Raw genomic sequence first — 14,960 nt, 5'->3', positions numbered from 1 at the left:
AATGATCGCGCGCACCGTCGCTTCGGGGCTGCGCGCAATGCCTTACGGCAGCGGCATCAATACCTTCTCGCTGGCCGAGGAATGTTCAAACAAAGGAAGAGGCTATGGTTCAAGTTCGCAAACTGGTGTTAGCAATAGCGGCCGCCTCGGCGCTGTCCTCCGGTATGGCGCAAGCGCTCGGGCTCGGGGAATTGACCCTGAAGTCGACGCCGAACCAGCCTCTGGTCGCCGAGATCCAACTGCTCGACGTCCAGCAGTTGACCGCTGCCGAAGTCGTGCCGAGCCTGGCCTCGCCCGAAGACTTCGCCAAGGCCGGAGTTGTCCGCCCGGCCTTTCTCAGCGATCTGAGCTTCACCCCGGTGATCAACGCCAATGGCAAGAGTGTCCTGCGGGTAACGTCCAGCCGGCCGCTGTCTGAACCGATGGTCAAATTCCTGGTGCAGGTGATGTGGCCCAACGGCCGTCTGCTGCGTGACTACAGCGTATTGCTCGATCCCTCCAAGTTCTCGCCAGAGGCCGCCGACGCCGCCCGGGCGAAACCACCCCAGGTCGTGTCCACGCCGGTCACCGGGGCGACCAAGCCTTCGCAATACACCACTACGCCGCGCGATACCCTGTGGGAAATCGCCGCCAAGGCGCGAAACGGTGGGTCGGTCCAGCAAACCATGTTGGCGATCCAGGCGTTGAACCCGAACGCGTTCATCAACGGCAACATCAACCTGCTCAAGACCGGTCAGGTGCTGCGCCTGCCGGACCCGGTGCAAAGCACTGCATTGCCGCAACCCCAGGCCATCGCTGAAGTGGCTGCGCAGAACGCCGCCTGGCGCTCGGGTCGTCGTGGCGTGGCGGGTGCTGGCAAGCAACAGTTGGATGGCACCAAGCGTGGCCGTGGTGAAGGCGCGCCGGCACAGGCTGCCGGTCGCGATAACTTGAGCCTGGTGTCGGCTGACGCAGCGAAGGCGGGCGGCAAGGGCGCTGCTGGCGATGCCCAGGCGCTCACCAACAAGCTTGCCGTCACCCAGGAAAGCCTCGACTCGGCTCGCCGGGATAACGAGGAGCTGAAAAGCCGCATGGCGGATCTGCAGAGCCAACTGGACAAACTGCAGCGCCTGATCGAGCTGAAGAACAATCAACTGGCCAAAATGCAGGCTGAAGGTGTCGCCATTCCTCCTGCTGGCGAGACACCTGCTGGTGAGGTGCCTCCTGCAATGTCCGCAGAGTTGACCCCTGCGCCAGCGGCGCAGGCCCCGACGACTGCGCCTGCGCCAGAGGCGGCCCCGGAAGCGACGCCGCCTGGCGCCTCCAACGAGCAAAAATACAACGACCTGCTGACCAATCCGATCCTGCTGGGATTGATTGGCGGCGGTGCGCTGCTCCTGGTATTGCTGCTGGTGTTGCTCGCCCGTCGCCGCAAGGCCCAGCAGGAAGCGGAAAAACATTTGCGCATGGCCCGTGCCCTCGAGGAGGAGGCTGACTTCTCCCCGGAGCTCGATCTGCCCCCGAGCAGCTTTGAGGGCATTGAGGTTCCATCGCCTAGCGTAACGCTCGAGCCAAAACCTGCACCCGCTCCTGCGCCAGTACCCAAGCCGGCTCCGGTGGTCGCGCCCGTAGTGGTCACACCGCCTATCGCGGCGCCATTGGTGGCTCCGGCTGCCGATCGTTCCGACGACGTGCTGCCTCAGGCCCAGTCCCATATCGACCGCGGTCGCTTGAACCAGGCTGCCGATCTGCTTGAGCAGGGCATCAAGGCTGAGCCTCAGCGCAGTGATCTGCGCTTGAAGCTGATGGAAGTCTACGGTCAGCAGGGCGACCGCGACGCCTTCGTCGCCCAGGAACGCCAATTGGTGGCCAATGGCGAAAACTTCGCTCAGGTCGAACAGCTGAAAAGCCGTTTCCCGGCCATGGTGGTCGCCACCACCGCAGGCTTGGCCGCCGCGACAGTGGCAGCCGAGCTGGACGCGCAGTACGTCAAGGACCTGCTGGAAGACAAGACGCCGACTGACGAAGAACTGGACAACGCCTTCGACTTGAGCCTGGATGACCTGGAAACGACCCCGGTTGCGCCGCCGCCAGAGCCTGTCGCTGAGCTGGACGCGTTCCCGGAAGACGACGATCTGAGTTTCGAGTCGGTGCTCAAGCAGCAGGCTGAAGCCAACGAAAGCTTGGACGACCTGTCGGAGTTCGACCTGGACCTGGGCGCCGATGCCCCGACTCCGATCCCGGCGCTCGACGATGAAGACTTCCTGCTCGACCTGGACGACGACCTCAAGGGCCTGGAGTTGCCTGCGACTGAAACACCAGCCGTGGCCGACACGCTGGCCGATGATCTTGAGCTACCGGCGGACTTCGATCTGTCCCTGTCTGACGAAATGGACGCGCACGATGCGCCCAAGGATGCCTTCGAGTCAGAGTTGGACGATGTAAACGCCGAACTGGATCGCCTGTCCGACAACCTGGGGCAGCCGACGTTTACCGCCGAAGATGCCTTGGTCGGTGCTGAAGAAGAGCCGGACTTCGACTTCCTTAGCGGTACCGACGAAGTGGCGACCAAGCTCGATCTGGCCCAGGCCTACATCGACATGGGCGACAACGACGGCGCCCGCGACATCCTCGGCGAAGTCCTCAGCGAAGGCGACGCCACTCAGAAGAGCGAAGCGCAGGAAATGTTGTCGCGCCTGGCTTGAGTCAGTGGTTATACAAAAGCGGCAGCCGGTGAGGCTGCCGTTTTTGTTTGTGGTGGGATTTGCGGGTGTTTGGGCTGGCCTCATCGCGAGCAAGCTTGCTCCCACCGCAAATCCCCTGTGGAAGCAAAGCTTGCTCGCGATAGCGCCAGTCCATTCAACACAGGATCACCCGTCGGACTGGCATCCCAAGCCATCGGCCTTATAATGCCCGTCTTTGCGTACCTCAGCAGGCTGTAATTCCTTGGCAAACATAGACAACCCGGCCGCCGAAATGGCGGCTGATGGCTTTTTCCGGATCGCCTTGGGCGTTGAATACAAAGGCTCGCGCTATCGTGGCTGGCAGCGCCAGGCTTCCGGTGTATTGACGGTGCAGGAAACCCTTGAAAAAGCCCTGTCCAAAGTCGCCGACTCGCCCGTGTCGCTGCATTGCGCCGGCCGTACCGATGCTGGCGTGCATGCCTGTGGCCAGGTGGTGCATTTCGACACTCGGGTCGAGCGTTCGATGAAGGCCTGGGTGATGGGTGCCAACATCAACTTGCCCCACGACGTCAGCGTCAGTTGGGCCAAGGTGATGCCGGCGCATTTCCATGCACGCTTCAAGGCCATCGCCCGGCGTTATCGCTACGTGATCTACAACGATCAGATCCGCCCGGCGCACCTGAACGAAGAAATCACCTGGAATCACCGCCCGCTGGACGTCGAACGCATGGCCGAGGCCGCGCAATATCTGGTCGGCGTCCATGACTTCAGCGCCTTCCGTGCCGGCCAGTGCCAGGCCAAGTCGCCGATCAAGGAGTTGCATCACCTGCGCGTGACCCGTCATGGCAAGATGATCGTGCTCGATATCCGCGCCAGCGCGTTCCTGCATCACATGGTGCGCAACATTGCCGGCGTGCTGATGACCATTGGTGCTGGCGAACGGTCGGTGGAGTGGATCAAGGAAGTGCTCGACAGTCGTGTCCGTCGCTCCGGTGGCGTCACGGCGCACCCGTTTGGCTTGTACCTGGTACAGGTCGAATATCGCGATGAATTCGAACTGCCGGAGCGTTACGTGGGGCCACATTTCCTCACAGGCTTCTCGGAACTCGACGGCTGACGCTCTGCGCAGCATTTGCTACCATCCGGGACTTTCACGGATTTGCCTGAGGTTTTACCCACCATGCCGGTCGTTCGCAGCAAGATTTGCGGGATCACCCGCGTCGAGGACGCGTTGGCAGCGGTCGAGGCCGGGGCCGACGCCATCGGGCTGGTGTTCTACGCCAAGAGCCCGCGCGCGGTGACGGTGCAGCAGGCGAGGGCGATCCTCCAGGCCTTGCCGCCGTTCGTGACCCCGGTGGGCCTGTTCGTCAATGCCAGTCGTTGGGAGTTGGGCGAAATACTCGATGCGGTGCCGCTGGGCTTGTTGCAGTTCCATGGCGATGAGACCCCAGCCGATTGCGAAGGTTGGCATCGTCCTTACATCAAGGCGTTGCGGGTCAAGGCCGGGGATGACATCGCCACCAGTTGCGCAGCTTTCGCCAGTGCCAGCGGCATTTTGCTGGACACCTATGTGGAAGGCGTTCCCGGAGGGACCGGCGAAGCGTTCGATTGGTCACTGGTGCCCCAGGGCTTGGAGAAACCGATTATCCTGGCCGGTGGCCTGACGGTGGAGAACGTGGCTCAGGCCATTCGCCAGGTTCGCCCTTACGCGGTGGACGTGAGCGGGGGCGTGGAGCAGAGCAAGGGCATCAAGGACCCTGTAAAGATTCGTGCATTCATGGCCGCTGTGCGCAGTAGCCAGTCGTCAATGTGACGGCTGGCAGACTGCCGCCGTCCATACCAGCACTGTACAAAGCAGGCAGGTGCCGCCTCCGGGTGGGCCGATAGCGAAGTGGTAGCCGCCGTGCGGTTGCCGGGATGGCTGAGGAAGGTTGGGTTGCACGCAGGTCATGTTTTGCACTGACCGTGGCGGCCCCTCGACTCGGCGCACAATGAATTTAGCTCAAGGGCATACGCGGGGCCGCGAACCAAAGCGTTCGGGTCGCCGGTACTGGAGAAAGAAAGCATGAGCAACTGGTTGGTAGACAAACTGATCCCTTCGATCATGCGTTCCGAGGTGAAAAAAAGCTCGGTGCCTGAAGGTCTGTGGCACAAGTGTCCATCCTGCGAAGCGGTGCTGTACCGCCCCGAGCTGGAAAAGACCCTGGACGTTTGCCCCAAGTGCAATCACCACATGCGCATCGGTGCGCGTGCCCGTATCGACATTTTCCTCGATGCCGAAGGTCGTGTTGAGCTGGGTGCCGACCTGGAGCCAGTGGATCGCCTGAAATTCCGCGATGGCAAGAAATACAAGGATCGCCTGACCGCAGCCCAGAAGCAGACCGGCGAAAAAGATGCGTTGGTGTCCATGAGTGGCACCCTGCTGGGTATGCCAGTGGTGGTTTCGGCTTTCGAGTTCTCCTTCATGGGCGGTTCCATGGGCGCCATCGTCGGTGAGCGCTTCGTTCGTGCCGCCAACTACGCTTTGGAAAAGCGTTGCCCGATGATCTGCTTCGCCGCTTCCGGCGGTGCGCGGATGCAGGAAGCGCTGATCTCCCTGATGCAAATGGCCAAGACCTCCGCGGTGTTGGCGCGTCTTCGTGAAGAGGGCATTCCGTTCATCTCGGTGCTGACCGATCCGGTCTATGGTGGTGTTTCCGCCAGCCTGGCGATGCTCGGCGACGTGATCGTCGGCGAGCCGAAAGCCCTGATTGGCTTTGCCGGCCCGCGCGTGATTGAGCAGACCGTGCGTGAAAAGTTGCCGGAAGGCTTCCAGCGCAGTGAGTTCCTGCTGGAGCACGGCGCCATCGACATGATCATCCATCGCCAGGAGCTGCGTCCGCGCCTGGGCAATCTGCTGGCTCAACTGACGGGGCTGCCGACGCCGACTTTCGTCGCCGCGCCGATCGAGCCGATCGTGGTTCCGCCGGTGCCTGCCGGGCTATGATTCAACGCACCCTGGGCGATTGGCTTGCCTACCTCGAGCAGTTGCATCCATCGGCCATCGACATGGGGTTGGAGCGCTCGCAAACGGTAGCGTCCCGCATGGGACTCGCCAAGCCGGCGCCCCGGGTCATTACCGTCACCGGCACCAACGGCAAGGGCTCTACCTGCGCCTTCGTGGTTTCGCTGCTGCGGGCCCAGGGGCTGAGCGTCGGTGTCTACAGCTCGCCGCACCTGCTGCGCTACAACGAGCGGGTGCAGGTGAATGGCGTCGAAGCCTCTGACGCCCAGCTGTGCGAAGCCTTTGCTGCCGTGGAAACCGGGCGAGGCGATACAACCCTCACTTATTTCGAGATGGGCACCCTGGCGGCATTCTGGTTGTTCGCCCGTGCCGGTCTCGATGCGGTCGTGCTGGAAGTCGGCCTGGGCGGGCGGCTGGATACGGTCAATCTGGTGGACGCAGACATTGCGCTGGTCACCAGCATTGGCGTGGACCATGCCGATTATCTGGGTGATACCCGCGAATCAGTGGCCTTCGAGAAGGCCGGCATCTTTCGCCAGGGCGCGCCTGCGCTTTGCGGCGATCTCAATCCCCCCCAGCCGTTGTTGGACAAGGTTCGTGAATTGAACTGCCCGTTCTTTCTACGTGGGCGGGATTTCGATCTGGCGATGACCGAGCAGCATTGGCAATGGCGCGGCAGCGACCTGCGGGGCAACCCGGTGGAGTTGCACGACCTGCCCTTGCTGGACCTGCCGATGGAAAACGCCGCGCTGGCGCTCCAGGCCTATCTGTTGCTGGGCTTGCCGTGGGATGCCGGGCAAATCGTCCAGGCGTTGCAGGCGACCCGTGTGGTCGGGCGCCTCGATCGTCGTCAGTTCGATTGGCAAGGCAAGCGTTTGAACCTGTTGCTGGATGTCGGCCATAACCCTCACGCGGCACAGTACCTGGCCGAGCGCCTGGCGCGGCGGCCTGTGGTGGGGCGGCGTCTGGCGGTGTTCGGGCTGCTGTCCGACAAGGATCTGGATGGCGTGGTGGAGGCGTTGGGTGCTAGTGTCCAGCACTGGGCGGTGACGCCACTGGATTCGCCGCGCTCGCGTACAGCGGCGCAGTTGCAGGAAGCCTTGCAGCGCCACGGCGCTTCAGTGCAAACCTACGCTAGCGTGGCCGCCGGGTTGGAAGGGCAGTGCGCCCTGGCGACGGCCGATGATGAAATCCTGCTGTTCGGATCATTTTTTTGTGTTGCCGAGGCCCTTCAATGGTTGGCCCGGCGCTCCACGGAGGAGGCTGCAGATGGCATTGCTGGATAAGGCGTATAAGCAGCGCATGGTTGGGGCCCTGGTGTTGGTGGCCCTGGCGGTGATTTTCCTGCCTATGCTGTTTTCCCGTCAGGACGAGCAACGCCAGGTCACGGTCGACGCGCCAGCCGCGCCCCAGACGCCTTCGGTGCCGCCTGTGCAGGTTGAGTCGGTGGTTGTGCCCGAGCCCCAGGCGTTGCCTCAGGAGCCTGTTCCAAGCGACGAGGAGTTGGCCGAGCTATCGGCGCCGTCGATGCCGATTGCGCCTGCTCCCGCAGCGCCTGCTGCACCGAGCAAGCCATCTGTCGCTCCGGCTCCAGTTCCGGTTCCGGCCGCTCCAGCGGTCAAACCGGCCCCAAGCCAGCCGATTACCGCCGCCACGACCAAGCCGGACACCACGCAAAGGCGCGTGGATGCCAATGGCCTGTCGATCAGTTGGTCGGTGCAACTGGCCAGCCTGACCAGTCGCGAGAGTGCCGAGAATTTGCAGAAAACCCTGCGTAGCCAGGGCTACAATGCCTACATTCGCTCCGTCGATGGCAAGAATCGGGTGTTTGTCGGCCCGTTGATCGAGCGTGCCGAAGCCGACCGCCTGCGTGATCTGCTCAGTCGTCAGCAGAACCTCAAGGGTTTTGTGGTGCGCTTCCAGCCAGAGCGCGGCTGACAGCGATTTAGCTGATTTGAATCGTGCAGCTTACCGACAGCCCTGCGCTCTGCTAAAATGCGCCGCCTTATCCGTCTGTAGGCTGCACCGTGCCATTTACCTGGGTTGACTGGGCGATCGTTGCGATCGTCGCCATCTCCGCATTGATCAGTCTGAGCCGCGGCTTCGTCAAGGAAGCCCTCTCGCTGCTGACCTGGATCATCGCGGGGGTCGTAGCCTGGATGTTTGGTGGTTCGCTGTCCCAGTACCTCGCCGGATACATCGAAACTCCGTCGGCTCGCGTGATCGCGGGCTGTGCCATCTTGTTTATCGCCACCTTGCTGGTTGGCGCAATGATCAATTATCTGATCGGCGAACTGATTCGCGTCACCGGGCTTTCCGGGACGGACCGGTTCCTGGGCATGGCCTTTGGCGCGGCGCGTGGCGCGTTGCTGGTGGTCGTGGCCGTCGGGCTCTTGAGCCTGGGGCCGGTACAGCAGGATACGTGGTGGCAGGAGTCCCGACTCGTGCCACAATTTCTATTGGTCGCAGACTGGTCCAAAAACCTGATCCTGGGTTGGAGCAGTCAGTGGCTTGCCAGCGGTATCAGCGTACCCGCTGAAATACCGTTCAAGGAACACCTCTTGCCGATGGCCAAAACGCCGCAGTAAGTGTTGTTCAGTTCAGATCCATTAAGTAGGGGTTGTGTCGCATGTGTGGCATCGTCGGTATCGTCGGTAAGTCGAACGTCAATCAGGCGCTGTATGACGCGCTAACCGTGCTCCAGCACCGCGGCCAGGACGCTGCCGGTATCGTGACCAGTCATGACGGCCGGTTATTCCTGCGCAAGGACAACGGCCTGGTGCGTGATGTGTTCCATCAGCGCCACATGCAGCGCTTGGTCGGTCACATGGGTATCGGCCACGTGCGCTACCCGACCGCGGGTAGCTCGACGTCGGCTGAAGCCCAGCCGTTCTACGTCAACTCGCCGTACGGCATCACCTTGGCGCACAACGGCAACCTGACCAACGTCGAGCAACTGGCCAAGGAGATCTATGAATCTGACTTGCGCCACGTCAACACCAATTCCGACTCGGAAGTGATGCTCAACGTGTTCGCCCATGAGCTGGCCCAGCGCGGCAAGCTGCAGCCTACGGAAGAAGACGTGTTTGCCGCCGTGACCGACGTGCACAACCGTTGCGTGGGCGGCTATGCGGTAGTAGCGATGATCACCGGCTACGGCATCGTCGGCTTCCGCGATCCCCACGGTATCCGCCCGATCGTGTTCGGCCAGCGCCACACCGACGAAGGCGTCGAATACATGATCGCCTCTGAAAGCGTGTCCCTGGACGTGCTGGGCTTCACCCTGATTCGCGACCTGGCCCCGGGCGAAGCGGTCTACATCACTGAAGACGGCAAGCTGCACACCCGTCAGTGCGCGACCAACCCGTCCTTGACCCCGTGCATCTTCGAACACGTCTACCTGGCGCGTCCGGACTCGATCATCGACGGTGTTTCGGTCTACAAGGCACGCCTGCGCATGGGCGAGAAACTGGCCGACAAGATCCTGCGCGAGCGTCCGGAGCACGATATCGACGTGGTCATCCCGATCCCGGACACCAGTCGTACCTCAGCCCTGGAGCTGGCGAACCACCTGGGTGTCAAGTTCCGCGAAGGTTTCGTGAAGAACCGCTACATTGGCCGGACCTTCATCATGCCGGGCCAGGCTGCACGGAAAAAATCCGTACGCCAGAAGCTCAACGCCATCGAACTGGAGTTCCGCGGCAAGAACGTGATGCTGGTGGATGACTCCATCGTGCGTGGCACCACGTGCAAACAGATCATCCAGATGGCCCGTGAAGCCGGCGCCAAGAACGTGTATTTCTGCTCCGCGGCCCCGGCCGTGCGCTACCCCAACGTCTACGGCATCGACATGCCGAGTGCCCATGAGCTGATCGCTCATAACCGCACCACCCAGGACGTGGCCGACCTGATCGGCGCCGACTGGTTGATCTACCAGGACCTGTCGGACTTGATCGAGGCGGTTGGTGGCGGCAAGATCAAGATTGAACACTTCGATTGCGCGGTATTCGACGGCAAGTACGTCACCGGCGACATCGACGAGGCCTACCTGAACAGGATCGAGAACGCACGTAACGATGCGTCCAAGGCCAAGACTCAGGCGGTCAGTGCGATCATCGATCTGTACAACAATTGATTAACCAACCGGCCCTGAGGGGCCGGTTTGCGTTTAACCCGATTTCAGGAGTGACAGCATGAGTCAGGATTGGGATGCCGGTCGGCTGGACAGCGACCTTGACGGCGTAGCGTTCGATACCCTGGCGGTTCGCGCGGGTCAGCACCGTACACCGGAAGCCGAACACGGTGATCCGCTGTTTTTCACCTCCAGCTACGTGTTCCGTACCGCTGCCGATGCAGCCGCACGGTTTGCCGGCGAAGTGCCGGGCAACGTTTACTCGCGCTACACCAACCCGACCGTGCGGGCTTTCGAGGAGCGCATCGCTGCCCTGGAAGGCGCCGAGCAAGCCGTGGCGACTGCCACCGGGATGGCCGCGATCATGGCCGTGGTGATGAGTCTGTGCAGCGCTGGCGACCACGTGCTGGTGTCGCGCAGCGTCTTCGGCTCGACCATCAGCCTGTTCGAGAAGTACTTCAAGCGCTTTGGCGTGGAGGTCGATTACGTGCCCCTGGCGGACCTGTCCGCTTGGGATGCGGCGATCAAGGCCAATACCAGGCTGCTGTTCGTCGAATCACCTTCCAACCCTCTGGCCGAGCTGGTGGATATCGCCGCGCTGGCGGAAATCGCCCACGCCAAGGGCGCCATGCTGGTGGTCGATAACTGCTTCTGCACCCCGGCGCTGCAACAACCGCTGAAGTTGGGTGCGGACATCGTGGTGCATTCGGCGACCAAGTTCATCGACGGCCAGGGCCGTTGCATGGGTGGCGTGGTGGCCGGTCGTAGCGAGCAGATGAAGGAGGTGGTGGGCTTTTTGCGCACCGCAGGTCCCACCCTCAGCCCGTTCAACGCCTGGGTCTTTCTCAAGGGCCTGGAAACCCTCGGCCTGCGCATGAAAGCCCATTGTGCCAATGCCCAGGCCTTGGCCGAGTGGCTGGAGCAGCAGGGCGGCATCGAAAAAGTGCATTACGCCGGCCTAAAGAGCCATCCGCAACATGACCTGGCCTTGCGTCAGCAGCGTGGGTTCGGCGCGGTGGTGAGCTTTGAGGTCAAGGGGGGCAAGGAGGGCGCCTGGCGCTTCATTGATGCGACCCGGTTGATTTCCATCACCGCCAACCTGGGTGACAGCAAGACCACCATCACCCACCCGAGCACCACGTCCCACGGCCGCCTGTCGCCCCAGGAGCGTGAATCGGCGGGTATTGGTGACAGCCTGATCCGCGTTGCGGTCGGCCTGGAAGACGTCGCCGATCTGCAGGCCGACCTGGCCCGCGGGTTGGCGGCCTTGTGATCGAGCTGGCTACGCCGACGAGCGGCACTCATGGCCGGGTTGCCTTGGTGACGGGCGCCGCACGGGGCATCGGTCTGGGCATTGCCGCCTGGTTGATCTGTGAAGGCTGGCAGGTGGTGCTGACCGACCTGGACCGCGAGCGCGGCTCCAAGGTGGCGAAGACCCTGGGCGACAATGCCTGGTTCATCGCCATGGATGTAGCGGACGAAGCACAGGTCGCCACCGGCATCGCCGAGGTGCTCGGGCAGTTTGGGCGGCTCGACGCGCTGGTGTGTAACGCGGCCATTGCCGACCCGCACAACATCACCCTGGAAAGCCTGGACCTGGCTTATTGGAATCGGGTCCTGGCGGTGAACTTGGGTGGGCCGATGCTGCTGGCCAAGCACTGTGCGCCGTATCTGCGAGCTCACAACGGCGCCATCGTCAACCTGGCCTCCACCCGCGCCGCGCAATCGGAGCCTGACACCGAAGCCTATGCAGCGAGCAAGGGCGGCTTGCTGGCCCTGACTCATGCCCTGGCAATCAGCCTTGGGCCGGAGATCCGGGTCAACGCCGTCAGCCCTGGCTGGATCGACGCGCGCGATCCCGCCCAGCGTCGTGCGCAGCCGCTGACCGACGCCGATCACGCCCAGCATCCAGCGGGCAGGGTCGGCACGGTAGAGGACGTGGCGGCCATGGTCGCCTGGCTGTTGTCGCGCAATGCCGGTTTTGTCACGGGGCAGGAGTTCGTCGTGGACGGCGGCATGACCAAGAAAATGATTTATAAGTGAGTGCGGTGGCGGGTGCTGTTTGAAACTGTTTTGAAAAAACTTCAACCCTGCTATTGACTTAGCTTCGGTACCTGCGTAAATTTCGCGGCCTCAACGAAGCAAAGGGTGATTAGCTCAGCTGGGAGAGCGTCTGCCTTACAAGCAGAATGTCGGCGGTTCGATCCCGTCATCACCCACCATGTTTTACGAGAGTTTTGCGAAAGCAAGACGGAAGCTGTCAAAAGCCTCCACCGACGCGCAGCGGTAGTTCAGTCGGTTAGAATACCGGCCTGTCACGCCGGGGGTCGCGGGTTCGAGTCCCGTCCGCTGCGCCATATTTTCCGAAGCAGGTTCGCCTGGTTCGAGATCAAGATCCAAGGGTTTTGATCAGACGAGTTAACTGGACGCAAGTCCATAGCGATACGCAGCGGTAGTTCAGTCGGTTAGAATACCGGCCTGTCACGCCGGGGGTCGCGGGTTCGAGTCCCGTCCGCTGCGCCATATCTGCTTCGAGGCCCACTGAACGCCTTGAAGCTAAGAAGAAAGCTGAAAAGCTACTTCTAGTCGATAGCAAAAGCCCTGGTCGAAAGACCGGGGTTTTTTGTTTTTGGCGTGCTCACCTTGAAAGGTTGGAACAAGCCCGTGGCGGGGGAGCTTGCTGTGGCGAGGGGATTTAGCGAAGCGTCGCACCGCCCCGCAGGGCTGCGAGCAGCCCTTTGGTGATGGTCCTCAGAACCCCAACTTATCCCGCAACCCGTAGTACCAAGCCCCCATCGCCGCGAACGGCGTACGCAGCAACTGCCCGCCGGGGAAAGGGTAGTGGGGCAGGTCGGCAAACGCATCAAAACGCTCAGCCTGACCTCGCAGCGCCTCGGCTAGGACCTTGCCCGCCAGGTGCGTATACGTCACGCCATGACCGCTGCAGCCCTGGGAATAATAAATGTTATCCCCTAGTCGCCCGACCTGCGGAAGACGCGACAGCGTCAGCAGGAAATTTCCGGTCCAGGCGTAATCAATCTTCACATCCTTGAGCTGAGGGAAGGCCTTGAGCATCTTCGGGCGAATGATCGCTTCAATGTTCGCCGGATCCCTCGCGCCATACACCACGCCGCCGCCGAAGATCAGGCGCTTGTCGCCCGTCAGTCGGTAGTAATCGAGCAGGTAGTTGCAGTCTTCTACGCAATAATCCTGAGGTAGCAGGCGGTGAGCCAACTCGTCCCTCAGCGGTTCGGTAGCAATTACCTGTGTGCCACAAGGCATGGACTTGGCCGCCAACTCCGGTACCAGATTGCCCAGGTAAGCATTGCCCGCCACGATAATGAACTTGGCCCTGACCTTGCCCTGTGACGTATGCACGACCGGGCTGGCGCCGCGCTCGATGCGCACCGCTGGCGATTGCTCATAAATCACCCCGCCCAGCGACTCCACAGCCGCCGCTTCGCCCAGCGCCAGGTTGAGCGGATGAATATGCCCGCCGCTCATGTCCAGCATGCCACCCATATACTCATCGCAAGCCACCACCTCGCGAATACGCCGCTGATCCAGCAGTTCCAGCTGGGTATGCCCGAAGCGCTCCCATAAACGCTTCTGCGACTCCAGGTGGCCCATCTGTTTAGCGGTGAGGGCGGCGAATACGCCGCCGTCCTTCAAATCGCACTGAATCTGATACTTCGCCACCCGCTCACGAATGATCCGCCCGCCTTCAAACGCCATGTTGCCCAGCAACTGCGACTGCTGAGGGCCGACGCTGCGTTCGATCACATCAATATCGCGGCTGTAGCTGTTAACGATCTGCCCGCCGTTGCGACCTGAAGCTCCAAAACCCACCTTCGCCGCCTCAAGCACGGTGACCTTGAAACCGTTCTCCAGCAAAAACAGCGCAGAGGACAGGCCGGTGTAGCCAGCACCGATCACGCACACATCCGTCTCGACGTCATCCTGTAGGGCGGGGCGTGGAGGAGCCGGGTTGGCCGACGCGGCGTAATAGGACGCTGGATAGGATGTGTTCGCCATTCTGCAACCTCTGTTTTATATTTTTTACGAATACAGCGATCCTACCCGAGATAAAAATCGGCCGCCAGCCACCCCCAAATCTTTGTCGCAGTGGCGAAATTAAATATTTTGCATATTCATAGGGTTAGGTGAAAAAAAGGTGTTGACACCCCTCCGGAATTCCGTAGAATGCCGCCTCACAGCAGGCACGTAGCTCAGTTGGTTAGAGCACCACCTTGACATGGTGGGGGTCGTTGGTTCGAGTCCAATCGCGCCTACCAAACAAAATCCGCTCTGCTGGGCGGTCTAGAAGGGCTCACCGAAAGGTGGGCCCTTTTTTGTTGTCGTACATAAGGACATGGTCATGCGGGTTGTCACTTCCGTAACTTTTCTTTCTATAGCACTTGCTGGTTGCTCTGGAATACCTTCAGTTCCATACGAAGAGCCTGCTCAATCAGAGGGAGTGGCGCGTGTTCGCGTTATCACGAACGCTGACGTGTACGGAGATAGCGTCGTTGGCAGTTGTGCTCCTGCTACCCGGCATAAAATGGCTGAAGCCGGACGTTTCGGGCAGGACGGTACAGCGAGCATCAACTATCCGCAGTATCCCCTGAAGTCGGCGAGCGTTGGCGTACCGAAAAGAGTTTGGCCCAGTCTTATCCAGTACATCCCTGCAATTCGGAGGGGGGAAGGGGCTTACAAAGAGGTCGTAACCGAGTATCGCGTTAGGGCGGATCTGCCATTCCAAATTGCAACCCGTGGCGCGACCATTGCGGGCAACGGCAACTCTTACCGGACCTGTGGTGGCCAGGCGCTCGTTTACAAGCTGGAACCTGGGAAAGACTACGAAGCGGTGGTAGGGGTGGATGGCAGACCAAGCAAAGATGGCGAGCCAGCGCTAATTTGCATGTTGGCGGTTCTCGAACTTACCACTTTGCCTGGCACTTCGATTGTGATTCCCCAAAAGCTGACGCATGCCGCGGCTCCGCAGGTGGTCTGCAAAAACTAATAAGCACAGCCTGCGGATTCCACGCGCACTTGGACACCCATTCCACGAACACTTGGACAGTGATTCCACGCTGACTTGGACACTCATTCCACGGTCACTTGGACACTGATTCCACGAGCATTTGGACAGTGATTTTCC

General features: G+C 61.3%; 12 protein-coding genes and 4 tRNA genes. 15 read left to right on the top strand and 1 reads right to left on the bottom strand.

The window, feature by feature from the left end:
- Nucleotides 1-104: 104 nt before the first annotated feature.
- The 13 genes from AACY42_RS26810 (at nt 105) to AACY42_RS26750 (ending at nt 12,322) form a co-directional block, all read left to right on the top strand.
- Nucleotides 105-2,684, top strand: a complete 2,580-nt coding sequence (locus AACY42_RS26810) for a FimV/HubP family polar landmark protein (RefSeq protein ID WP_339483460.1) — start codon at nt 105-107, stop codon at nt 2,682-2,684.
- Nucleotides 2,685-2,955: 271 nt separating this feature from the next.
- The gene (gene truA / locus AACY42_RS26805; RefSeq protein WP_339483478.1) at nt 2,956-3,780 is read left to right on the top strand and encodes a tRNA pseudouridine(38-40) synthase TruA; all 825 of its coding nucleotides are present in this window, start codon (nt 2,956-2,958) and stop codon (nt 3,778-3,780) included.
- Between the two features lie 63 nt (nt 3,781-3,843).
- Nucleotides 3,844-4,476, top strand: a complete 633-nt coding sequence (locus AACY42_RS26800) for a phosphoribosylanthranilate isomerase (protein WP_339483458.1) — start codon at nt 3,844-3,846, stop codon at nt 4,474-4,476.
- Nucleotides 4,477-4,728: 252 nt separating this feature from the next.
- The gene (gene accD, locus AACY42_RS26795; RefSeq protein ID WP_339483457.1) at nt 4,729-5,649 is read left to right on the top strand and encodes an acetyl-CoA carboxylase, carboxyltransferase subunit beta; all 921 of its coding nucleotides are present in this window, start codon (nt 4,729-4,731) and stop codon (nt 5,647-5,649) included.
- A complete protein-coding gene (gene folC, locus AACY42_RS26790; RefSeq protein WP_339483456.1) occupies nt 5,646-6,953 on the top strand; it encodes a bifunctional tetrahydrofolate synthase/dihydrofolate synthase in 1,308 nt (435 codons plus the stop codon). Before accD ends, folC begins: the two co-directional genes overlap by 4 nt.
- Nucleotides 6,937-7,605, top strand: a complete 669-nt coding sequence (locus tag AACY42_RS26785; protein WP_339483454.1) for an SPOR domain-containing protein — start codon at nt 6,937-6,939, stop codon at nt 7,603-7,605. Before folC ends, AACY42_RS26785 begins: the two co-directional genes overlap by 17 nt.
- A gap of 89 nt (nt 7,606-7,694) precedes the next feature.
- The gene (locus tag AACY42_RS26780; protein WP_003179770.1) at nt 7,695-8,255 is read left to right on the top strand and encodes a CvpA family protein; all 561 of its coding nucleotides are present in this window, start codon (nt 7,695-7,697) and stop codon (nt 8,253-8,255) included.
- A gap of 41 nt (nt 8,256-8,296) precedes the next feature.
- Nucleotides 8,297-9,802, top strand: coding sequence for an amidophosphoribosyltransferase (gene purF, locus AACY42_RS26775; RefSeq protein ID WP_339483451.1), 1,506 nt, complete (start codon nt 8,297-8,299; stop codon nt 9,800-9,802).
- Between the two features lie 58 nt (nt 9,803-9,860).
- Nucleotides 9,861-11,072, top strand: coding sequence for an O-succinylhomoserine sulfhydrylase (locus tag AACY42_RS26770; protein ID WP_339483449.1), 1,212 nt, complete (start codon nt 9,861-9,863; stop codon nt 11,070-11,072).
- Complete coding sequence (locus AACY42_RS26765) at nt 11,069-11,842, top strand: SDR family oxidoreductase (protein ID WP_339483447.1); 774 nt, start codon at nt 11,069-11,071, stop codon at nt 11,840-11,842. The genes AACY42_RS26770 and AACY42_RS26765 overlap by 4 nt, the downstream gene beginning before the upstream one ends.
- Before the next feature lie 103 nt (nt 11,843-11,945).
- A tRNA-Val gene (locus tag AACY42_RS26760) sits at nt 11,946-12,021 on the top strand.
- A 58-nt stretch (nt 12,022-12,079) separates the two neighbouring features.
- Nucleotides 12,080-12,156, top strand: a tRNA-Asp gene (locus tag AACY42_RS26755).
- 89 nt (nt 12,157-12,245) lie between these two features.
- Nucleotides 12,246-12,322 (top strand) — tRNA-Asp (locus AACY42_RS26750).
- Between the two features lie 228 nt (nt 12,323-12,550).
- Here AACY42_RS26750 and AACY42_RS26745 read toward each other — a convergent pair.
- On the bottom strand, nt 12,551-13,834 hold the full coding sequence (locus tag AACY42_RS26745) for an NAD(P)/FAD-dependent oxidoreductase (RefSeq protein WP_339483445.1): 1,284 nt from the start codon (nt 13,832-13,834) through the stop codon (nt 12,551-12,553).
- A gap of 183 nt (nt 13,835-14,017) precedes the next feature.
- Here AACY42_RS26745 and AACY42_RS26740 point away from each other — a divergent pair.
- Nucleotides 14,018-14,094 (top strand) — tRNA-Val (locus tag AACY42_RS26740).
- Between the two features lie 83 nt (nt 14,095-14,177).
- Complete coding sequence (locus AACY42_RS26735; protein WP_339483444.1) at nt 14,178-14,822, top strand: hypothetical protein; 645 nt, start codon at nt 14,178-14,180, stop codon at nt 14,820-14,822.
- Nucleotides 14,823-14,960: the final 138 nt, after the last annotated feature.

Origin of the sequence: Pseudomonas sp. RL_5y_Pfl2_73, assembly GCF_963970515.1 — a bacterium.
Lineage (GTDB): Bacteria > Pseudomonadota > Gammaproteobacteria > Pseudomonadales > Pseudomonadaceae > Aquipseudomonas.
The sequence above is the reverse complement of the archived record's forward strand: the minus strand, read 5'-3'. Positions and strand labels throughout refer to the sequence as shown.

What these genes read in the sequence shown, in the direction of transcription:
- AACY42_RS26735 (WP_339483444.1), top strand. Translation starts at nt 14,178, where the DNA reads ATGCGGGTTGTCACTTCCGTAACTTTTCTTTCTATAGCACTTGCTGGT.
- purF (WP_339483451.1), top strand. Translation starts at nt 8,297, where the DNA reads ATGTGTGGCATCGTCGGTATCGTCGGTAAGTCGAACGTCAATCAGGCG.
- AACY42_RS26745 (WP_339483445.1), bottom strand. Translation starts at nt 13,834, where the DNA reads ATGGCGAACACATCCTATCCAGCGTCCTATTACGCCGCGTCGGCCAAC.
- accD (WP_339483457.1), top strand. Translation starts at nt 4,729, where the DNA reads ATGAGCAACTGGTTGGTAGACAAACTGATCCCTTCGATCATGCGTTCC.
- AACY42_RS26800 (WP_339483458.1), top strand. Translation starts at nt 3,844, where the DNA reads ATGCCGGTCGTTCGCAGCAAGATTTGCGGGATCACCCGCGTCGAGGAC.
- folC (WP_339483456.1), top strand. Translation starts at nt 5,646, where the DNA reads ATGATTCAACGCACCCTGGGCGATTGGCTTGCCTACCTCGAGCAGTTG.
- AACY42_RS26785 (WP_339483454.1), top strand. Translation starts at nt 6,937, where the DNA reads ATGGCATTGCTGGATAAGGCGTATAAGCAGCGCATGGTTGGGGCCCTG.
- truA (WP_339483478.1), top strand. Translation starts at nt 2,956, where the DNA reads ATGGCGGCTGATGGCTTTTTCCGGATCGCCTTGGGCGTTGAATACAAA.
- AACY42_RS26770 (WP_339483449.1), top strand. Translation starts at nt 9,861, where the DNA reads ATGAGTCAGGATTGGGATGCCGGTCGGCTGGACAGCGACCTTGACGGC.
- AACY42_RS26810 (WP_339483460.1), top strand. Translation starts at nt 105, where the DNA reads ATGGTTCAAGTTCGCAAACTGGTGTTAGCAATAGCGGCCGCCTCGGCG.